This is a genomic window from Tenebrionibacter intestinalis, from assembly GCF_016632365.1.
GTDB classification, from domain to species: Bacteria; Pseudomonadota; Gammaproteobacteria; order Enterobacterales; family Enterobacteriaceae; genus Tenebrionibacter; species Tenebrionibacter intestinalis.
Window position 1 is genome coordinate 34,621 of record NZ_JAEPBH010000006.1, and the last position, 14,545, is coordinate 49,165.

The following is a 14,545-nucleotide window of genomic DNA, read 5'->3' on the forward strand; positions in this document are numbered from 1 at the left end:
TGCCCTCAGCCCGCAGGCTGCGGGCAGGCCCGTGCTTTCCATTGCGCTACGGCATGAATACGCCGACGCGTCATTTCTTCACGAATCTCTGCGCCTTTAAACCCTGCGCTCACCACCTCTTTTGTACAAACGCTCTGCGCTGCGCGCCACGCCTCACGCAGCAGTCTTCCCTGGGGATAATCGCTGGCCTCAAAGCCGGTACGCCCGCGCGCGTCGGCCTCGCTGGTTAAGGCCATTTGCTCCACGCGTTGCGGTTTTCGCCATGCGTCGATGGCGTCAAAGAGTTTGACCAACGTTTTTGGTTGCAGGATGGGCAAGGTGTGAATCAGGTCATGATATTCCGCGACCAGCTTTGCCAGATCGCGGATATCGTTAGGCACGCGCAGGCGCTGGCAAAGCTGTTCGACCTGTTTAACGCCCGCCGGGCCGTGGCCGTGGTGGCGCGGCCAAAAGCGCTTTGGCGTCAGCGCCTTGCCGAGGTCGTGCGTAAGCGCTGAGAAGCGTACATCCACCTGCGGGCTAAGCCGGGCCGCCATTGCCAGCGTCATCAGAGTATGTATCCCGGTGTCAATTTCAGGGTGCCATTTCTCGGGAGCAGGCACGCCGAACAGCGCATCCACTTCCGCAAACAGCACCGCCAGCGCGCTGCAGTCGCGCAGCACCTGGAAAAAAACCTGTGGATTGCGTGAAGCCAGCGCGTTTTCTGTTTCTTTCCATACTCGCTCCGGCGTCAGGTGCGCGAGCTCGCCGCGCGCGGTCATGTCGCGCATCAGCGCCTGGGTTTCATCGGCAATGCGGAAGTTAAGATGAGCGTAGCGGGCAGCGAAGCGTGCCACGCGCAGCACGCGCAACGGATCCTCGCTAAAGGCGGGGGAAACGTGGCGCAGCAGACGCTTGTTAAGATCGGCGCGCCCGCCCCACGGATCGACGTAATTACCGTGACTGTCAAGAGCGATGGCGTTAATCGTCAGGTCCCGGCGCTGCAAATCCTGCTCCAGCGTGACGTCGGGATCTGCGTGGCACACAAAGCCGGTATAGCCGTGGCCGGATTTACGCTCGGTGCGCGCCAGCGCATATTCTTCACGGCTTTCGGGATGGAGAAACACGGGGAAATCCCGGCCCACCTGCTGGTAGCCTGCCTCGATCATCTCTTGCGGCGTGGCGCCTACCACAACCCAGTCTTTATCTTTAACCGGCAGCCCTAACAACCCGTCTCTGACTGCGCCGCCGACCAGATAAATCTTCACCCTGCAATTCTCCTCAGGCTGTGTGCGATTAAACAGAAAATATACGTAAGTGTAGGGAAAAAGGCTAAGGAAAGGCGCAGGCGACGCGCTGCCGCCTGGCTTATGCTATTAATTCATCCAGCGATCGGAACGCTTACGGCTTGGCAGCATATAAGGCAACAGCAGGCCTAACAGCAGGCCAACGCCTGCCACGCCGCCGCCGTACATAAACCACTGCATAATGATATTGCGCTGTTTGTCATCAAGCTGAATGTTGGCGGCGTTGACCTTTTTCTGCGCCACGACCAGTTGGTTTTTCAACTGCTGATTTTCCTGCTTCAGCCCGTTGATTACGCTGTCGCTTTCAGCCACTTTTTTCTGCATTTCAGCGGTACGCTGGTTCCAGGTATTATCAATATTGTTAAGCCGGTCGGTCAGCGTTTTCACCTGGTTTTCCAGATCCGGCACGCGGGTGCGCAGGCTGGGTTTGTTTTTCAGAGAGTCAAGCTGTATCCAGGCGATGCGGCCGTTGCCGTCCCGCACCTGGCCGTATTTGCCGTTGCTCTGAAGTAAAACGACCTCCTCACCGGCATTAACGGTGCCGACCAGACGATAATTGTCGCCCGGTCCGCTGCGTACCCAGGTGGTCAGCTCATCAGAAACGTAACGTTTTTCTTCCGCGTGAGAGACGGCGCAAACGCTGAGGGAAAGTAAAGCAAGGCTAATCAGGCGTAATTTCTGCATTAGGGTGTCGTTGTTGTCATCATTAAGCGTGGAACGTAATAGTGAAACCAGTCTGACGAGCTGACCTGTAAACCTGAATGAGAATTGTCCAGGTGTCGTCTTAACCCTGCTGGCTGCACTGCTTCAGGTTTTAAGCTCGTCAAATTGCGCAGGCCGTGGCAATTTGACGCAAAATACTATCTACTGACAAATATTCGTTTCGTAAGTTCGCGGTATTTTTAACAGTCCGCTCTATAACGGTAAATAAGTAAAACATGTCTCAGGAAATCGAACTTAAATTTCTCGTTCATCCCGACGTCACTGACGCGCTGCGCGCTGCGCTCAATGCGCTGCCCGGCGATCATACCACCCCACGCAAGCTCCTCAACATCTATTATGAAACGCCGGATATGCTGTTGCGCCGACATGATATGGGGTTGCGTATTCGCGGCGTCGATGGTTGCTACGAAATGACAATGAAAACGGCGGGTCGCACCGTTGGCGGGCTGCACCAGCGCCCGGAGTATAACGTGGCGTTAACTGAGCCCCGGCTGGCGCTTTCGCGATTTCCACAGGAAATGTGGCCGGAAGGGCTGGACGCGCAGACGCTTGAGCCGCAGTTGTCACCGCTGTTTCACACCGATTTTGAAAGAGAAAAGTGGGTGGTTGCTTACGGCAAAAGCCGTATTGAAATTGCACTTGATATGGGCGAAATTCGGGGAGGCGAGAGCCGTGAACCGCTGAGCGAGCTGGAGCTTGAGCTGCTTGACGGACGTGTGGAAGATATTCTGGCGCTGGCGCGCGAGCATTTGCTGCGCGACGGGCTGCGTCAGGGCGGTTTAAGTAAGGCGGCGCGCGGCTACAATCTGGCGCGCGGCAATGCGCCGGGCGAATGCAAAGCGCTGTCGGTGCTGGAACTGGCGCCAAAAGCTACGCTGGAACAGGGGTTAAGCGGCGCGCTGGCGCAGGCGCTGGCGCACTGGCAGTATCATGAAGAACTGTTGGCCCGCGGCGTGCCCGGCGCGCAAAAACAGGTAGCGCACGCCGTTGCGCTGGCGCGTCATATACTGGCGCTTTTTGGTGTCGTCGTGCCGAGAAAAGCGAGCGCTCGCTTACGCGAACAACTGAGCCAGTTCTCTGACGCGTTGGACGCTGAAACAGATACGGACGCGCTGGCGTGGCGCGTTGTCTGCGGTAGCGCAAAGCTAACGCTTATCGACTGGCTGGTAACCTGCGGCTGGCAACCGTTCCTCAGCGAGGCCGCGCGCAGCAAAATGCAGGGTTCGTTCAAGCGCTTTGCCGATACGCACCTCTCCCGTGTGGCGGCGGAGCTGAAAGCCGCTTTTCGCCAGCCGCTGGCCGGGCGCGATATTGATCAACTGCCGCGTCTTGAACGTGCGCTGCATTGTGCTTACGTGTTGGCCGGCTTTTATCCGCATGATGCCAGGCAGCCGTGGATTGAGGGCTGGCAGGCGCTGGCGCGCGCTATTGATGGCAATCTGGTTTATCAGATTGAGCCTTTACGTAAGCAGGCGCTCAGCGTTGCGCCTTTCTGGCGCCACAGCGGGCAATAATAAACTGACAAGGATGACGCTATGATGCCGCTTTCTCCCCTTTTACAGCAGCAATGGCAGGCCGTTTCAGCACGCCTGCCATTGCTGCTCAGGCCGTCGGATATCAGCGATGAGGCGCGCGCAGCGCTGGTTTTTAGCGATTTTATCTGCGATAGCATAATAATGGAGCCGGGCTGGCTAAAGGAATTGCAGCGCACGCCGCCGCAGCCGCAGGAGTGGCGGGAGTATCATCAATGGCTGGCGCAGGAGCTTGACGGCGTGGGGGACGAGGCGACGTTAATGTTGGCGCTGCGTCGTTTCCGGCGTCGTATTATGGTGCGTATTGCCTGGAGTCAGGCGCTGAGGCTGGCTGATACGGAACAAACGCTGCAACAGTTGAGCGTACTGGCGCAAACGCTTATCGTCGCCGCCCGCGACTGGCTGTGGGCCGCCTGCTGTCGGGAATGGGGAACGCCGACGAACGCGCAGGGCGAGCCGCAGCCGCTGCTTATTCTGGGCATGGGCAAGCTCGGCGGCGGCGAACTGAATTTTTCATCGGATATCGATTTGATTTTCGCCTGGCCGGAAAACGGGGTCACGCAGGGGGGGCGGCGCGAGCTGGATAACGCGCAATTTTTCACCCGCCTTGGTCAGCGGCTGATAAAAGTAATCGATAAGCCCACCCGGGAAGGTTTTGTCTACCGGGTCGATATGCGTTTACGGCCCTTTGGCGACAGCGGCCCGCTGGTGCTGAGCTATGCGGCGTTGGAGGAGTATTACCAGGAGCAGGGGCGCGACTGGGAGCGCTATGCGATGGTGAAGGCGCGCATTTTGGGCGAGGACGATAAGTGGGCGCAGGCGCTGCGCGCTATGCTGCGTCCGTTTGTGTTCCGCCGTTATATCGACTTCAGCGTTATCCAGTCTTTGCGCAATATGAAAGGGATGATCGCGCGTGAAGTCAGGCGACGCGGCCTGACCGATAATATTAAGCTGGGCGCCGGCGGCATCCGTGAAATTGAATTTATTGTGCAGGTATTTCAGCTTATTCGCGGCGGCCGCGAGCCGCAGTTGCAGGGGCGCGCGCTATTGCCGACGCTGGAGGCCATTGACCGGCTGCGTCTGCTGCCCACGGGCGAAGCCGCGCGCCTGCGTGATGCTTACCTCTATTTGCGGCGGCTGGAAAACCTTCTGCAAAGCATCAACGATGAGCAAACCCAAACGCTGCCGGGCGATGAACTCAACCGCGCGCGGCTGGCCTGGGGAATGGGCGCGCCAGACTGGGATGCGCTAAGCGAACAGTTGCATGACCATATGGAACGGGTACGCCAGATATTTAATGATCTTATTGGCGATGATAGCGAGCAGAGCGAGGATCCGGCTGCGCCGGAGATCTGGCGTGAACTTTGGCTGGATGCGCCGGATGTGGATGCCGCGGCGCCAGCGTTGCGCCACCTGGCAGAGGACGACAGGCAAAAAATTATTGCGCAAGTTACCGATTTTCGGCGTGATATCGACCGTCGCGCTATTGGCCCGCGCGGGCGCCAGGTGCTCGATCAACTGATGCCGGCGCTGCTTAACGCCGTGTGCGCCCGTCAGGATGCGCCGCTGCCGCTGGCGCGTATTATGCCGCTGCTGTTGGGCATTGTGACGCGCACGACGTATCTTGAATTACTGGTGGAGTATCCGGCCGCGCTACAGCATCTGGTTCGCCTGTGCGCCGCCTCGCCGATGGTGGCAAGCCAGCTTGCGCATTACCCGTTACTGCTCGACGAGCTGCTCGATCCCGGCACGCTTTACCAACCTCCCGCGCCAGGCGCCTGGCATGATGAACTGCGCCAGTATCTGCTGCGCGTACCGGAAGAAGATGAAGAGCAACAGCTTGAGGCGTTGCGTCAGTTTAAACAGGCGCAGTTGCTGCGCGTGGCGGCCGCTGATATCGCCGGTACGCTGCCGGTAATGAAAGTGAGCGATAATCTTACCTGGCTTGCGGAGGCGATAATCGACGCAGTTGTGCAACAGGCGTGGCGGCAAATGGCCGCGCGCTATGGCCAGCCTCGCCACCTGCGCGAGCAGGGAAGACGCGGTTTTGCGGTGGTGGGATACGGCAAGCTGGGCGGCTGGGAGCTGGGCTACAGCTCCGATCTTGATCTGGTGTTTTTGCACGACTGCCCGGCGGATGTGATGACCGACGGCGAGCGGGAAATCGACGGACGTCAGTTTTACCTGCGGCTGGCCCAGCGCATTATGCACCTGTTCAGCACGCGCACTTCGTCCGGCATTCTTTATGAAGTGGATGCGCGCCTGCGCCCGTCTGGCGCTGCCGGGATGTTGGTGACCACCGCCGATGCTTTTGCGCAGTACCAGCAAAATGAAGCCTGGACATGGGAGCATCAGGCGCTGGTGCGCGCCCGCGTGGTTTACGGCGACCCGGCGCTTTGCGCGCGCTTTAACGCCGTGCGTAAGCAAATCCTCACTACCGAGCGCAATGGCGACACGCTGCGCGTTGAGGTCCGGGAGATGCGCGAAAAGATGCGCGAACATCTGGGTAATAAGCAGCGCGATCGTTTCGATATCAAAGCTGATGAAGGCGGGATCACCGATATTGAGTTTATCGCGCAGTATCTGGTTTTGCGCTACGCGCATAAGGCGCCGGGGCTGACCTGCTGGTCAGACAACGTGCGTATTCTCGAACTGCTGGCGCAAAACGGGATTATGGACGACAACGAGGCACGCGCGCTAACCCAGGCTTACGTGACGTTACGCAATGAGTTGCACCGGCGGGCGTTGCAGGAATTGCCGGGGAATACGGACATTTCAGCCTTCAGCGCCGAGCGCCGCCTGGTGCGCCGCAGTTGGCAAACGTGGCTGGGGGCGCAGCCGGGCGCGTAATTATGCTATTATCGCGCGCAAATTTTAGTTCTCTGTGGAGAGTCAGGAATGAAAGTAACGCTGCCCGAATTTAAGCGTGCCGGCGTCATGGTCGTTGGGGATGTGATGCTGGATCGTTACTGGTACGGTCCGACCAGCCGCATCTCCCCGGAAGCCCCCGTGCCGGTTGTGAAAGTCGACACTATCGAAGAGCGCCCTGGCGGTGCGGCCAACGTGGCGATGAATATCGCCTCTCTTGGGGCTTCCTCGCGTCTGGTAGGCCTGACGGGCATTGATGATGCGGCGCGCGCGCTAAGCCAGGCGCTTGCGAACGTAAACGTGCGCTGCGACTTTGTTACTATCGCGACCCATCCGACGATTACCAAGCTGCGCGTGCTGTCGCGCAATCAGCAGTTGATTCGCCTGGATTTTGAAGAAGGTTTTGAAGGCGTGGATCCGCAGCCGCTGCACGAGCGTATAAGCCAGGCGCTGGGGCATATCGGCGCGCTGGTGTTGTCTGATTACGCCAAAGGCGCGCTAAGTAGCGTACAGCAGATGATACAACTGGCGCGCGCGGCTAACGTACCTGTGCTTATTGACCCGAAAGGCGTGGATTTTGAGCGCTATCGCGGCGCAACGCTGCTAACGCCGAATCTGTCGGAATTTGAAGCCGTGGCGGGAAAATGCCGAAGCGAGGATGACCTTGTGGCGCGCGGCATGAAAATTATCGCCGATTACGAGCTTGCCGCGCTGCTGGTGACGCGCTCGGAGCAGGGCATGACGCTGCTCCAGCCGGGTAAAGCGCCGCTGCATCTGCCGACGCAGGCGCAGGAGGTTTATGATGTCACCGGCGCAGGCGACACCGTGATTGGCGTCCTGGCGGCAACGCTGGCGGCCGGTAATTCACTGGAAGAAGCCTGCTATTTTGCGAACGCTGCGGCGGGCGTGGTGGTAGGCAAACTGGGCACCTCCACGGTTTCGCCCGTTGAGCTGGAAAACGCAGTGCGCGGGCGTGCCGATACCGGCTTTGGCGTGATGAGCGAATCGGCGCTAAAAAACGCGGTTGCCGCTGCCCGCAAGCGCGGTGAAAAAGTGGTCATGACCAACGGCGTGTTTGATATTCTGCACGCAGGCCACGTCTCCTATCTTGCCAACGCCCGCAGGCTGGGCGACCGTTTGATTGTGGCGGTCAATAGCGATGCCTCCACCCGCAGGCTTAAAGGAGAGACCCGCCCGGTTAACCCGCAGGAGCAGCGCATGATTGTGTTGGGGGCGCTGGAAGCTGTGGATTGGGTGGTATCGTTTGACGAAGATACCCCCCAGCGCCTGATTGGCGAAATCCTGCCGGACCTGCTGGTAAAAGGCGGTGACTACAAACCGGAAGATATTGCGGGCAGTAAAGAGGTGTGGGCCAACGGCGGCGAAGTGAGGGTTCTTAATTTTGAGGACGGTTGTTCAACAACCAATATCATCAATAAAATCCTCAAAGACAGCTAGCCTGCGTTTTTCGATACAAGCGCAAGTGAAAACGCCCCCAAGGAGCGCCCCTGCGTTGAAAAAACCGCACGCGGGGCGTTATTTAGCGAGGGGGGCTTTGTCGTCAGGAGCCCACGTTGTCGCTTTTGGCCGGAGGCGGGATTTCATCCGCCGGGGCCGGCGCGCCAGGCGCGGGGCGGTTTTCCAGCTCGGCAAGCCGCTGTTCCAGCGCGTTGAGTTTTTCCCGCGTGCGCAGCAGAACCTGAGTCTGGATATCAAACTCTTCGCGGCTAACCAGATCGAGGCGCCCTAACTGCGCCTGCAAAATCTGACGCGTCTTTTTCTCCACGTCTTCCCCGAATTCGCGTAGCCCTTTTGGCATCGATTCATGGATCTGACGGGCAATCTGTTCAATTTTCTTCGGGTCAATCATGATGGTTCCCTGTGATCGGACGATGATTTTTCAATTGTAATCGCTGATGTGCAGGGGATAAACCAAAAAACCGCATTCCCCGTTGATGAGTACAATATGCCGTTTTCAGCGCCGCCGGCAGCGGGCGGGCTTATGCGCGAAACAGCGTTGCCGGAAAAAGTAAATGGCGTTATAGTGATGACGCTTATTCTCAGGGCGGGGCGTAATTCCCCACCGGCGGTAAATCAGCACAGGCTGAAAGCCCGCGAGCGCTCCGGTAGTTGATGCCGGAGGACAGCAGATCCGGTGAGATTCCGGGGCCGACGGTTATAGTCCGGATGGGAGAGGATAACGAGTCATGTCGGGCGCTTGCGTCCCGCACGTTATTGTTATAGCCGTTTACGGCATCCCCCTAAGACCGCCCTGATTCTGGTAATCCATAATTGTTACGAGGTTAACTTACCATGAATCAGACGCTACTTTCTGCATTTGGCACTTCTTCTGAACGCGTTGAACATGCTCTGGCCGCGCTGCGCGCGGGCCGTGGCGTGATGGTGCTTGACGATGAAGATCGTGAAAACGAAGGCGATATGATTTTCGCCGCCGAAAACATGACCGTTGAGCAAATGGCGCTGACTATCCGACACGGTAGCGGCATTGTTTGCCTGTGCATCACCGAAGAAAGACGCAAACAGCTCGATTTGCCAATGATGGTAGACAACAATACCAGCGCCTACGGTACCGGTTTTACGGTAACGATTGAGGCGGCAAAAGGCGTAACGACAGGCGTTTCTGCCGCCGATCGCCTGACGACCGTGCGTGCAGCGATTGCCGACGGCGCGCTGCCGATCGATCTGAATCGTCCAGGCCACGTTTTCCCGCTACGCGCCCGTGAAGGCGGGGTATTAACCCGCGGCGGCCATACGGAGGCAACCATTGATTTGGTCACGCTGGCAGGGTTTAAACCGGCCGGCGTGCTGTGCGAATTAACCAACGACGATGGTACAATGGCGCGTGCGCCGGAATGTATCGCGTTTGCGCGCGAGCACGGCATGGCGGTTGTCACTATTGAAGATCTGGTGGCGTATCGCCAGACGCACGAGCGCAAGGCCAGCTAAGCATGAACAGGGGCGGAGCGTTTTTCCGGTAACGAAAAACCGGTATCGCCGCAATGCCTTTCGGTTCATATTCAAAGGATGTTCCGTTTACTTTGCGTTAAGCGGAAAAAACGGGGCTTTCAGTATCGTTAAACGGGTAAGGCGCGCCTGCCTTCCCGTCTTGCGGTTTTGCCGGCAAACCGCCGTCCTCTTAACGATGCGCTCACCGTCCGGGCTGCGCCTGGCCCATCGTCTTCTTATGTGTTTCCGGCCTGCCTGCGGGTTGTCGCTTTTAACCGCCTCTGGTGCTGATTTAACGGGTATGCGCTTTCTGGCTGTAAGTCATTGCGGTTTAACGGCCCTGGCGTTATTTTTGAGCATAAATTTATCTTACAGTTCATAAAACGCCTGCGTGACCGGCGCTACGTTTTCACCCTGCCAGGAAAAAATTAGCCGATACCGCTGCTTTGCAGAAGCGTCAGGCTCAGGCCCATCGCCGCCATGCCGCACAGTACGCCGTAGCTTGGATTGCTGTTCGGGTCGATCTCTTTTGCCAGCGGCATCAGCTCGTCCACCGACAGTGCGACCATAATGCCCGCCACGGCCGCCATTACGGCAGCCATAACCACCGGCGACACCATGCTGCCGAGAATAAACCACGCGAGCAGTCCGCCGAGAATTTCCGCAAAACCGGAGATGCCCGCCCAGAAAACGGCTTTACGCCTGGAGTGGGTTGCGGCGTAAAGCGGGCCGGCTACCGCCAGCCCTTCGGGAATATTGTGTAGCGCCACGGCAAGCGCAATCCCGATCCCTAAATCTATATCGCTGCTGGCGGTAACGAATGTGGCGATCCCCTCGGGAAAATTGTGAAGACTGATGCCGAGCGTAAGTAATATCGCCGTGCGGCGCAGATTGCGCGTTTTAATGGTGCCGTCAGTAAGGTCCTGCGGATGGGCGTGGGGCAGGAGGCGATCGAGAGCAAAATAGCCCAGTAAACCGAGCATGAACATGCCGTACCCTAATACCGGCGATATTCCCGGCGTATGGAGAGCGGCGGGCAGCATTTCCATTAAAGAAATTAACAGCATAATGCCTGCGGCGAAACCGAGCGAAAATGCCAGCATGCGGTTGGTGGGCCGCTGGCCAAGCACGCCAAGGAAAGCGCCGATAAACGTGGCGCTGCCTGCTACCAGGGTCAGGAGCAGAGGTACTGACATCGGTGACTCCATAAATGATAATTATTCTCATTAATATAAGTAGGCACACGAAAAAAAGCGATATGCGACGTGAGGTTTTACACAATGATTACAATTAAATTTTCCGGCTCTCTCCATAAACAGGATTTGCCTGCGTCCGTCGGGAAAAAGCGTTAAGGAAGTAATGATGTTTGATAAGCCAGGCTAACCGTTATGAACGCCCGCCTTTTACCCGCGTTAATTCTGGGCCATGAAAACCCAATCAATGAACCAATATACCCGCACGTGGCGGCGTTTGGGAGAGGCGTTGGCGCGCCCGGAAGGCAATACGCAATGACTGCACGCGCAGCGCTGGTCCGTCTGCGTGATAAGGGAGAGGCTGCTAACGGCCAGCGGCGGCCCCCCCGCTTAAACTTACGCGGCCAGCATTACGCGTTATTGTCGCCCTTGCCGGCTCCCCCCTGGTTATTCAACAAAGATGTGGGGATAGAAACGGGACAGATCCTGAGTGATCAATTCGCGATCTTCACGCAGGCCGATACCGGCTGGCCGATCGTTGATAAGCCAACTGCCAATCAGCGTATAGCTGTCGCCAAATTTCGGCAGGGGGTGAAATTGCTGAATAATAGCGCCTTCTTCGCCGTAAGGGCCATCTACCCGCGCAATTTCCTGCCCGTCTTTAACAATATGGATATTTGCCCCCTCGCGGGAGAAAAGGGGTTTTACCACATAGCTGTCCAGCGTTGGGTGCGCTTCGTCGGCAAACCAGGCCGGTAGCAGGTTGGGGTGATCGGGGAACATCTCCCACAGCATGGGCAGCAGCGCCTTATTTGACAGAATGCTTTTCCAGGCCGGTTCCAGCCAGCGAATGCCGGCGTCTTCGAGCTTAGTGGAGAACATTTCACGCAGCATAAACTCCCACGGGTAGAGTTTGAACAGGTTGCTGATAACCTGATCCTGCATATCGGTGAACTGCCCCTTTTCTCCCAGACCAATATCTTCGATAAACAAAAACTCGGTGGCGACGCCCGCTTCGGCGGCGCAGTCCTGCAAATACTGAACGGTACCGCGATCTTCAACGGTATCGCGGCAGCAGGCAAAGTGCAGCAGGCCAAAGCCGTGCTTCTCCCGCAGCTCAGCGAAGCGCGCTATCACTTGCTCCTGAATGCTGTTGAACTGATCGCAGCCCACGGGCAACTGGCCGGCGTTAAGCCTATCTTCCAGCCATATCCACTGGAAGAAGGCCGCTTCATACAGTGAGGTGGGCGTATCGGCGTTGTTTTCGAGGAGCTTAGGTTCGCCTGTGCCGTCCCACGCCAGATCCAGACGCGAATAAAGCGACGGCTGGCGCGTGCGCCAGGAGTGACGCACGAATTCGCGGGTGTGTACAGGAATGCGAAAACGATCCATCAGCGTATCGCTTTCAACGACTTTTTCCACCACCTGAAGACACATCTGATGCAGCCCGGCGGTAACCTCCTCAAGCTTTTCAACCTGCGTCAGGGTGAGCTTGTAATAGGCGTCTTCACACCAGTACGGCTCGCCGTACAGGGTATGAAAATTGAATCCATATTCTGCCGCCTTTTCACGCCAGTCGGGGCGCTCAGGAATGGCGATTCTTTCCATTCGTTAACCGCCCATTGTGTGAGAGCGGGTAGCGTTGCCGGCCGCGCTGCGCTGCATCGTGGCCTGCCTTGCGACGGTTTCTCCGAAGCCGCCGCGCGTAATGGTGGTTGTGGTCGCCGGTTTCGGCGCCATAGCGGTTTTCGGCACCGTCATTGTGCGGCCAGGCTGAGCGGCGCCGTAACTTTTGCCGGCGGCGTCAGAATATTTACCATAGGCGGGGCTTGCCGGGTTTTTTGAACTGAACAGCGGCTGCTGGGCGTAACCGCCGCTCATCATGCGGCCCATCATGTAACCGGCCATCAGCGGCATCCAGAAGCTGCCGCTGGATTGAGCCTGCGCCTGGTTTTCGCCGCCGGCCAGGCCCGCCTGCGCCGGGGCCTGCTGGCACTGGCCTTCGCCAAATTCCGCCACACAGTCTTCACGCGTGGCATATTTCGGCGCGGTGCGCTCGGCTTCTTTCTTTGCATTATTCCATGCCGTAGTACACTCGGCGGCTTTGCCCGGATTGGCCTGCGAGCAGTCATCAGCATTCTGGTATAGCGATACTGTTTCATCGCTCTGTTCACAGCCGGAAAGCATAAATACGGCGGTAACCGCCAGTGCGACCGGCGTTAAATGGCGTGCGCCCCAGCTTTTGCGGAACGAAGCGTGATTGATTGTTTTTGTCCGTTTCATTCTGTCTTCCTGAAATCCCGGAGGTAATGCCTGATAGTGATGCTAAGAATAGGGGATGAATGGTTGAATTTAAAGCGAAACGATAGAACGGGAAGGCGATCTTTACGTTGTCTTACGCAGGAGGCGCGGCGCGCCTCCTGGTAAATATTACTGGCGGAACGGGTTGCCGCCAGCGCTGGCAGGCGCGATCGCCGTCTGGTCGCTGGCCGTTGGCGCCGGGCCGTCAGGCACATAGACATTCGATACGCTGTATCCGTTAACCGCGGCGTTCTGCTGTGGGTTTTCTGGCGCGACTGCGCTCGCGGAGGTAGAAACCGGCTTGCCAAGCGAGGCGTTTAGCTGCGCCAGATCCTGTTCATTCAGCGTGCCGATGGCATACTTAATGTTTAACTGATTAATCAGGTAGTTGTAGCGTGCGTTGGAAAGTTGCTGGCGGGCGTTGTACAGCGCCGATGTCGCGTCCAGCACATCGACAATGGTGCGGGTGCCGACCGAGTAACCGGCTTCCATGGCGTCCAGTGAACTTTGATAAGAGACAACGGATTGCTCGTAAGCTTTGATGTTGCTCAGCGAGGCATTGACGTTGTTCCAGGAAGAACGCACGGTTTGCACCATGCTGCGGTGCGCGCTCTCAAGCTGTTCGCTCGCGCCCACGTATGCGTACTGCGCCTGCTTAACTTTAGAATTTACTGCGCCGCCGCTGTAAATGGGCAACGACAGGTTCAGGCCAATGGTGTTTTGGCCTGTATGCGAGTTGCCCGCCATTGCCTGCTCTCTGTTGGTGTAGTCGCGATCGGAGATACCGGTGGAGGCGTTAAGGCCAAGCGTCGGGAGGTGCCCTGTTTCTGCATAGCGAATCTGTTCGCGCGCCAGGTCCTGGCTCAGGCGCGCCTGTAACAGCGCCAGGTTACGCTTCTCGCCTTCCTTGAGCAGCGCATTCACCTGCTCGGGTTTGCCTGGCTTAAAGTTGTTGATGTTCAGCGAGGCCAGTTGCGGATAGAACATGCCGCTGACCTGACGCAGTTCTTCAAGGGCATTATCCAGATCGTTACGGGCGGAGACTTCGTTAGCCAGCACGCTGTCATAAGACGCGCGGGCGTTTTGTATGTCGGTAATGGCGACCAGACCTACGTTAAAGCGCTGGGTTGTCTGATCCAGTTGGCGATAGATTGCCTGCTTTTGAGCTTCAATATAGGAAAGGCTGTCAATCGCGCTCAACACTTTGAAGTAGGCCGTCGCTGTGTTCAGTATCAGCGTTTGCTGATCGGCCTGGTAAGTGACATCCTGCACGCCTGCGGTTTTTTCCTGCAGAGTAAGCGCGCGCCACTTTGACATATCAAAAATTGTCTGGGTCAGGGCGAGCGAAGCGCTGGTGCTGTTGTAATCAATGCCGTTGGCATCACGGTATCCGCTATTGTAGCTGTAATCTGCCGCCAGCCCTAACTGCGGCAGCAGGGGGCTGCGGGCTTCGTTAATTTTTTCAAATGCGACATCGCGGTCAGCGGCCGATTTACGTAAATCCGGGTTGCTCTGACGCGCCTGTTGATAAACCTGCAGCAGGTTTTCAGCCTGGCTCATGGCGCTGAACCCAGAGAGACTCAGGCCGATTAAAACTGGGAGCAGTTTCTTCATTTGCTTTCCTTGTTGTGAAGCTTAATTTTATTTAGCGCCGATACTTAATCGAAAAATGATC

General features: G+C 57.4%; 11 protein-coding genes and 1 riboswitch. Of the genes, 4 read left to right on the plus strand and 7 right to left on the minus strand.

The genetic code is table 11. The annotated features are described in order from the left end of the window. Positions 1-5: 5 nt before the first annotated feature. Positions 6-1,247 carry a multifunctional CCA addition/repair protein gene (locus tag JJB97_RS03480; protein ID WP_238712404.1) on the minus strand — a complete coding sequence of 414 codons (1,242 nt, stop codon included), beginning with the start codon at positions 1,245-1,247 and terminating at the stop codon, positions 6-8. Positions 1,248-1,355: 108 nt separating this feature from the next. Then, positions 1,356-1,970 carry a TIGR04211 family SH3 domain-containing protein gene (locus JJB97_RS03485; RefSeq protein WP_238712405.1) on the minus strand — a complete coding sequence of 205 codons (615 nt, stop codon included), beginning with the start codon at positions 1,968-1,970 and terminating at the stop codon, positions 1,356-1,358. 254 nt (positions 1,971-2,224) lie between these two features. Here JJB97_RS03485 and JJB97_RS03490 point away from each other — a divergent pair, with 254 nt between their 5' ends. Genes JJB97_RS03490 through hldE form a run of 3 tightly spaced genes read left to right on the plus strand, consistent with a single transcriptional unit; the run spans position 2,225 to position 7,867 of the window. Then, the gene (locus tag JJB97_RS03490; RefSeq protein ID WP_238712406.1) at positions 2,225-3,523 is read left to right on the plus strand and encodes a CYTH domain-containing protein; all 1,299 of its coding nucleotides are present in this window, start codon (positions 2,225-2,227) and stop codon (positions 3,521-3,523) included. 21 nt (positions 3,524-3,544) lie between these two features. Then, complete coding sequence (gene glnE / locus JJB97_RS03495) at positions 3,545-6,391, plus strand: bifunctional [glutamate--ammonia ligase]-adenylyl-L-tyrosine phosphorylase/[glutamate--ammonia-ligase] adenylyltransferase (RefSeq protein ID WP_238712407.1); 2,847 nt, start codon at positions 3,545-3,547, stop codon at positions 6,389-6,391. 48 nt (positions 6,392-6,439) lie between these two features. Continuing rightward, positions 6,440-7,867 (plus strand): bifunctional D-glycero-beta-D-manno-heptose-7-phosphate kinase/D-glycero-beta-D-manno-heptose 1-phosphate adenylyltransferase HldE, encoded by a 1,428-nt coding sequence (gene hldE, locus JJB97_RS03500; RefSeq protein WP_238712408.1) that lies wholly within the window; start codon positions 6,440-6,442, stop codon positions 7,865-7,867. 103 nt (positions 7,868-7,970) lie between these two features. Here hldE and ubiK read toward each other — a convergent pair whose 3' ends face one another. Then, on the minus strand, positions 7,971-8,279 hold the full coding sequence (gene ubiK / locus JJB97_RS03505; protein WP_238712409.1) for a ubiquinone biosynthesis accessory factor UbiK: 309 nt from the start codon (positions 8,277-8,279) through the stop codon (positions 7,971-7,973). A 182-nt stretch (positions 8,280-8,461) separates the two neighbouring features. Continuing rightward, a riboswitch (FMN riboswitch) is annotated at positions 8,462-8,612 on the plus strand. A gap of 110 nt (positions 8,613-8,722) precedes the next feature. Between ubiK and ribB the strand changes: the two genes are divergently transcribed. Further along, on the plus strand, positions 8,723-9,376 hold the full coding sequence (gene ribB / locus JJB97_RS03510; RefSeq protein WP_238712410.1) for a 3,4-dihydroxy-2-butanone-4-phosphate synthase: 654 nt from the start codon (positions 8,723-8,725) through the stop codon (positions 9,374-9,376). A 428-nt stretch (positions 9,377-9,804) separates the two neighbouring features. Here ribB and zupT read toward each other — a convergent pair whose 3' ends face one another. From zupT to tolC, 4 genes are all read right to left on the minus strand, one after another. Further along, on the minus strand, positions 9,805-10,572 hold the full coding sequence (gene zupT / locus JJB97_RS03515; RefSeq protein WP_238712411.1) for a zinc transporter ZupT: 768 nt from the start codon (positions 10,570-10,572) through the stop codon (positions 9,805-9,807). Positions 10,573-11,016: 444 nt separating this feature from the next. Continuing rightward, positions 11,017-12,177: a glutathionylspermidine synthase family protein gene (locus tag JJB97_RS03520; RefSeq protein ID WP_238712412.1), complete on the minus strand. Its 1,161-nt coding sequence runs from the start codon at positions 12,175-12,177 to the stop codon at positions 11,017-11,019. A gap of 3 nt (positions 12,178-12,180) precedes the next feature. Further along, positions 12,181-12,852 (minus strand): DUF1190 family protein, encoded by a 672-nt coding sequence (locus JJB97_RS03525; protein ID WP_238712413.1) that lies wholly within the window; start codon positions 12,850-12,852, stop codon positions 12,181-12,183. 147 nt (positions 12,853-12,999) lie between these two features. Continuing rightward, the gene (gene tolC / locus JJB97_RS03530) at positions 13,000-14,484 is read right to left on the minus strand and encodes an outer membrane channel protein TolC (RefSeq protein ID WP_317978199.1); all 1,485 of its coding nucleotides are present in this window, start codon (positions 14,482-14,484) and stop codon (positions 13,000-13,002) included. Positions 14,485-14,545 lie beyond the last annotated feature (61 nt).

What these genes read in the sequence shown, in the direction of transcription:
- JJB97_RS03485 (WP_238712405.1), bottom strand. Translation starts at nt 1,970, where the DNA reads ATGCAGAAATTACGCCTGATTAGCCTTGCTTTACTTTCCCTCAGCGTT.
- JJB97_RS03490 (WP_238712406.1), top strand. Translation starts at nt 2,225, where the DNA reads ATGTCTCAGGAAATCGAACTTAAATTTCTCGTTCATCCCGACGTCACT.
- glnE (WP_238712407.1), top strand. Translation starts at nt 3,545, where the DNA reads ATGATGCCGCTTTCTCCCCTTTTACAGCAGCAATGGCAGGCCGTTTCA.
- hldE (WP_238712408.1), top strand. Translation starts at nt 6,440, where the DNA reads ATGAAAGTAACGCTGCCCGAATTTAAGCGTGCCGGCGTCATGGTCGTT.
- ubiK (WP_238712409.1), bottom strand. Translation starts at nt 8,279, where the DNA reads ATGATTGACCCGAAGAAAATTGAACAGATTGCCCGTCAGATCCATGAA.
- ribB (WP_238712410.1), top strand. Translation starts at nt 8,723, where the DNA reads ATGAATCAGACGCTACTTTCTGCATTTGGCACTTCTTCTGAACGCGTT.
- zupT (WP_238712411.1), bottom strand. Translation starts at nt 10,572, where the DNA reads ATGTCAGTACCTCTGCTCCTGACCCTGGTAGCAGGCAGCGCCACGTTT.
- JJB97_RS03520 (WP_238712412.1), bottom strand. Translation starts at nt 12,177, where the DNA reads ATGGAAAGAATCGCCATTCCTGAGCGCCCCGACTGGCGTGAAAAGGCG.
- JJB97_RS03525 (WP_238712413.1), bottom strand. Translation starts at nt 12,852, where the DNA reads ATGAAACGGACAAAAACAATCAATCACGCTTCGTTCCGCAAAAGCTGG.
- tolC (WP_317978199.1), bottom strand. Translation starts at nt 14,484, where the DNA reads ATGAAGAAACTGCTCCCAGTTTTAATCGGCCTGAGTCTCTCTGGGTTC.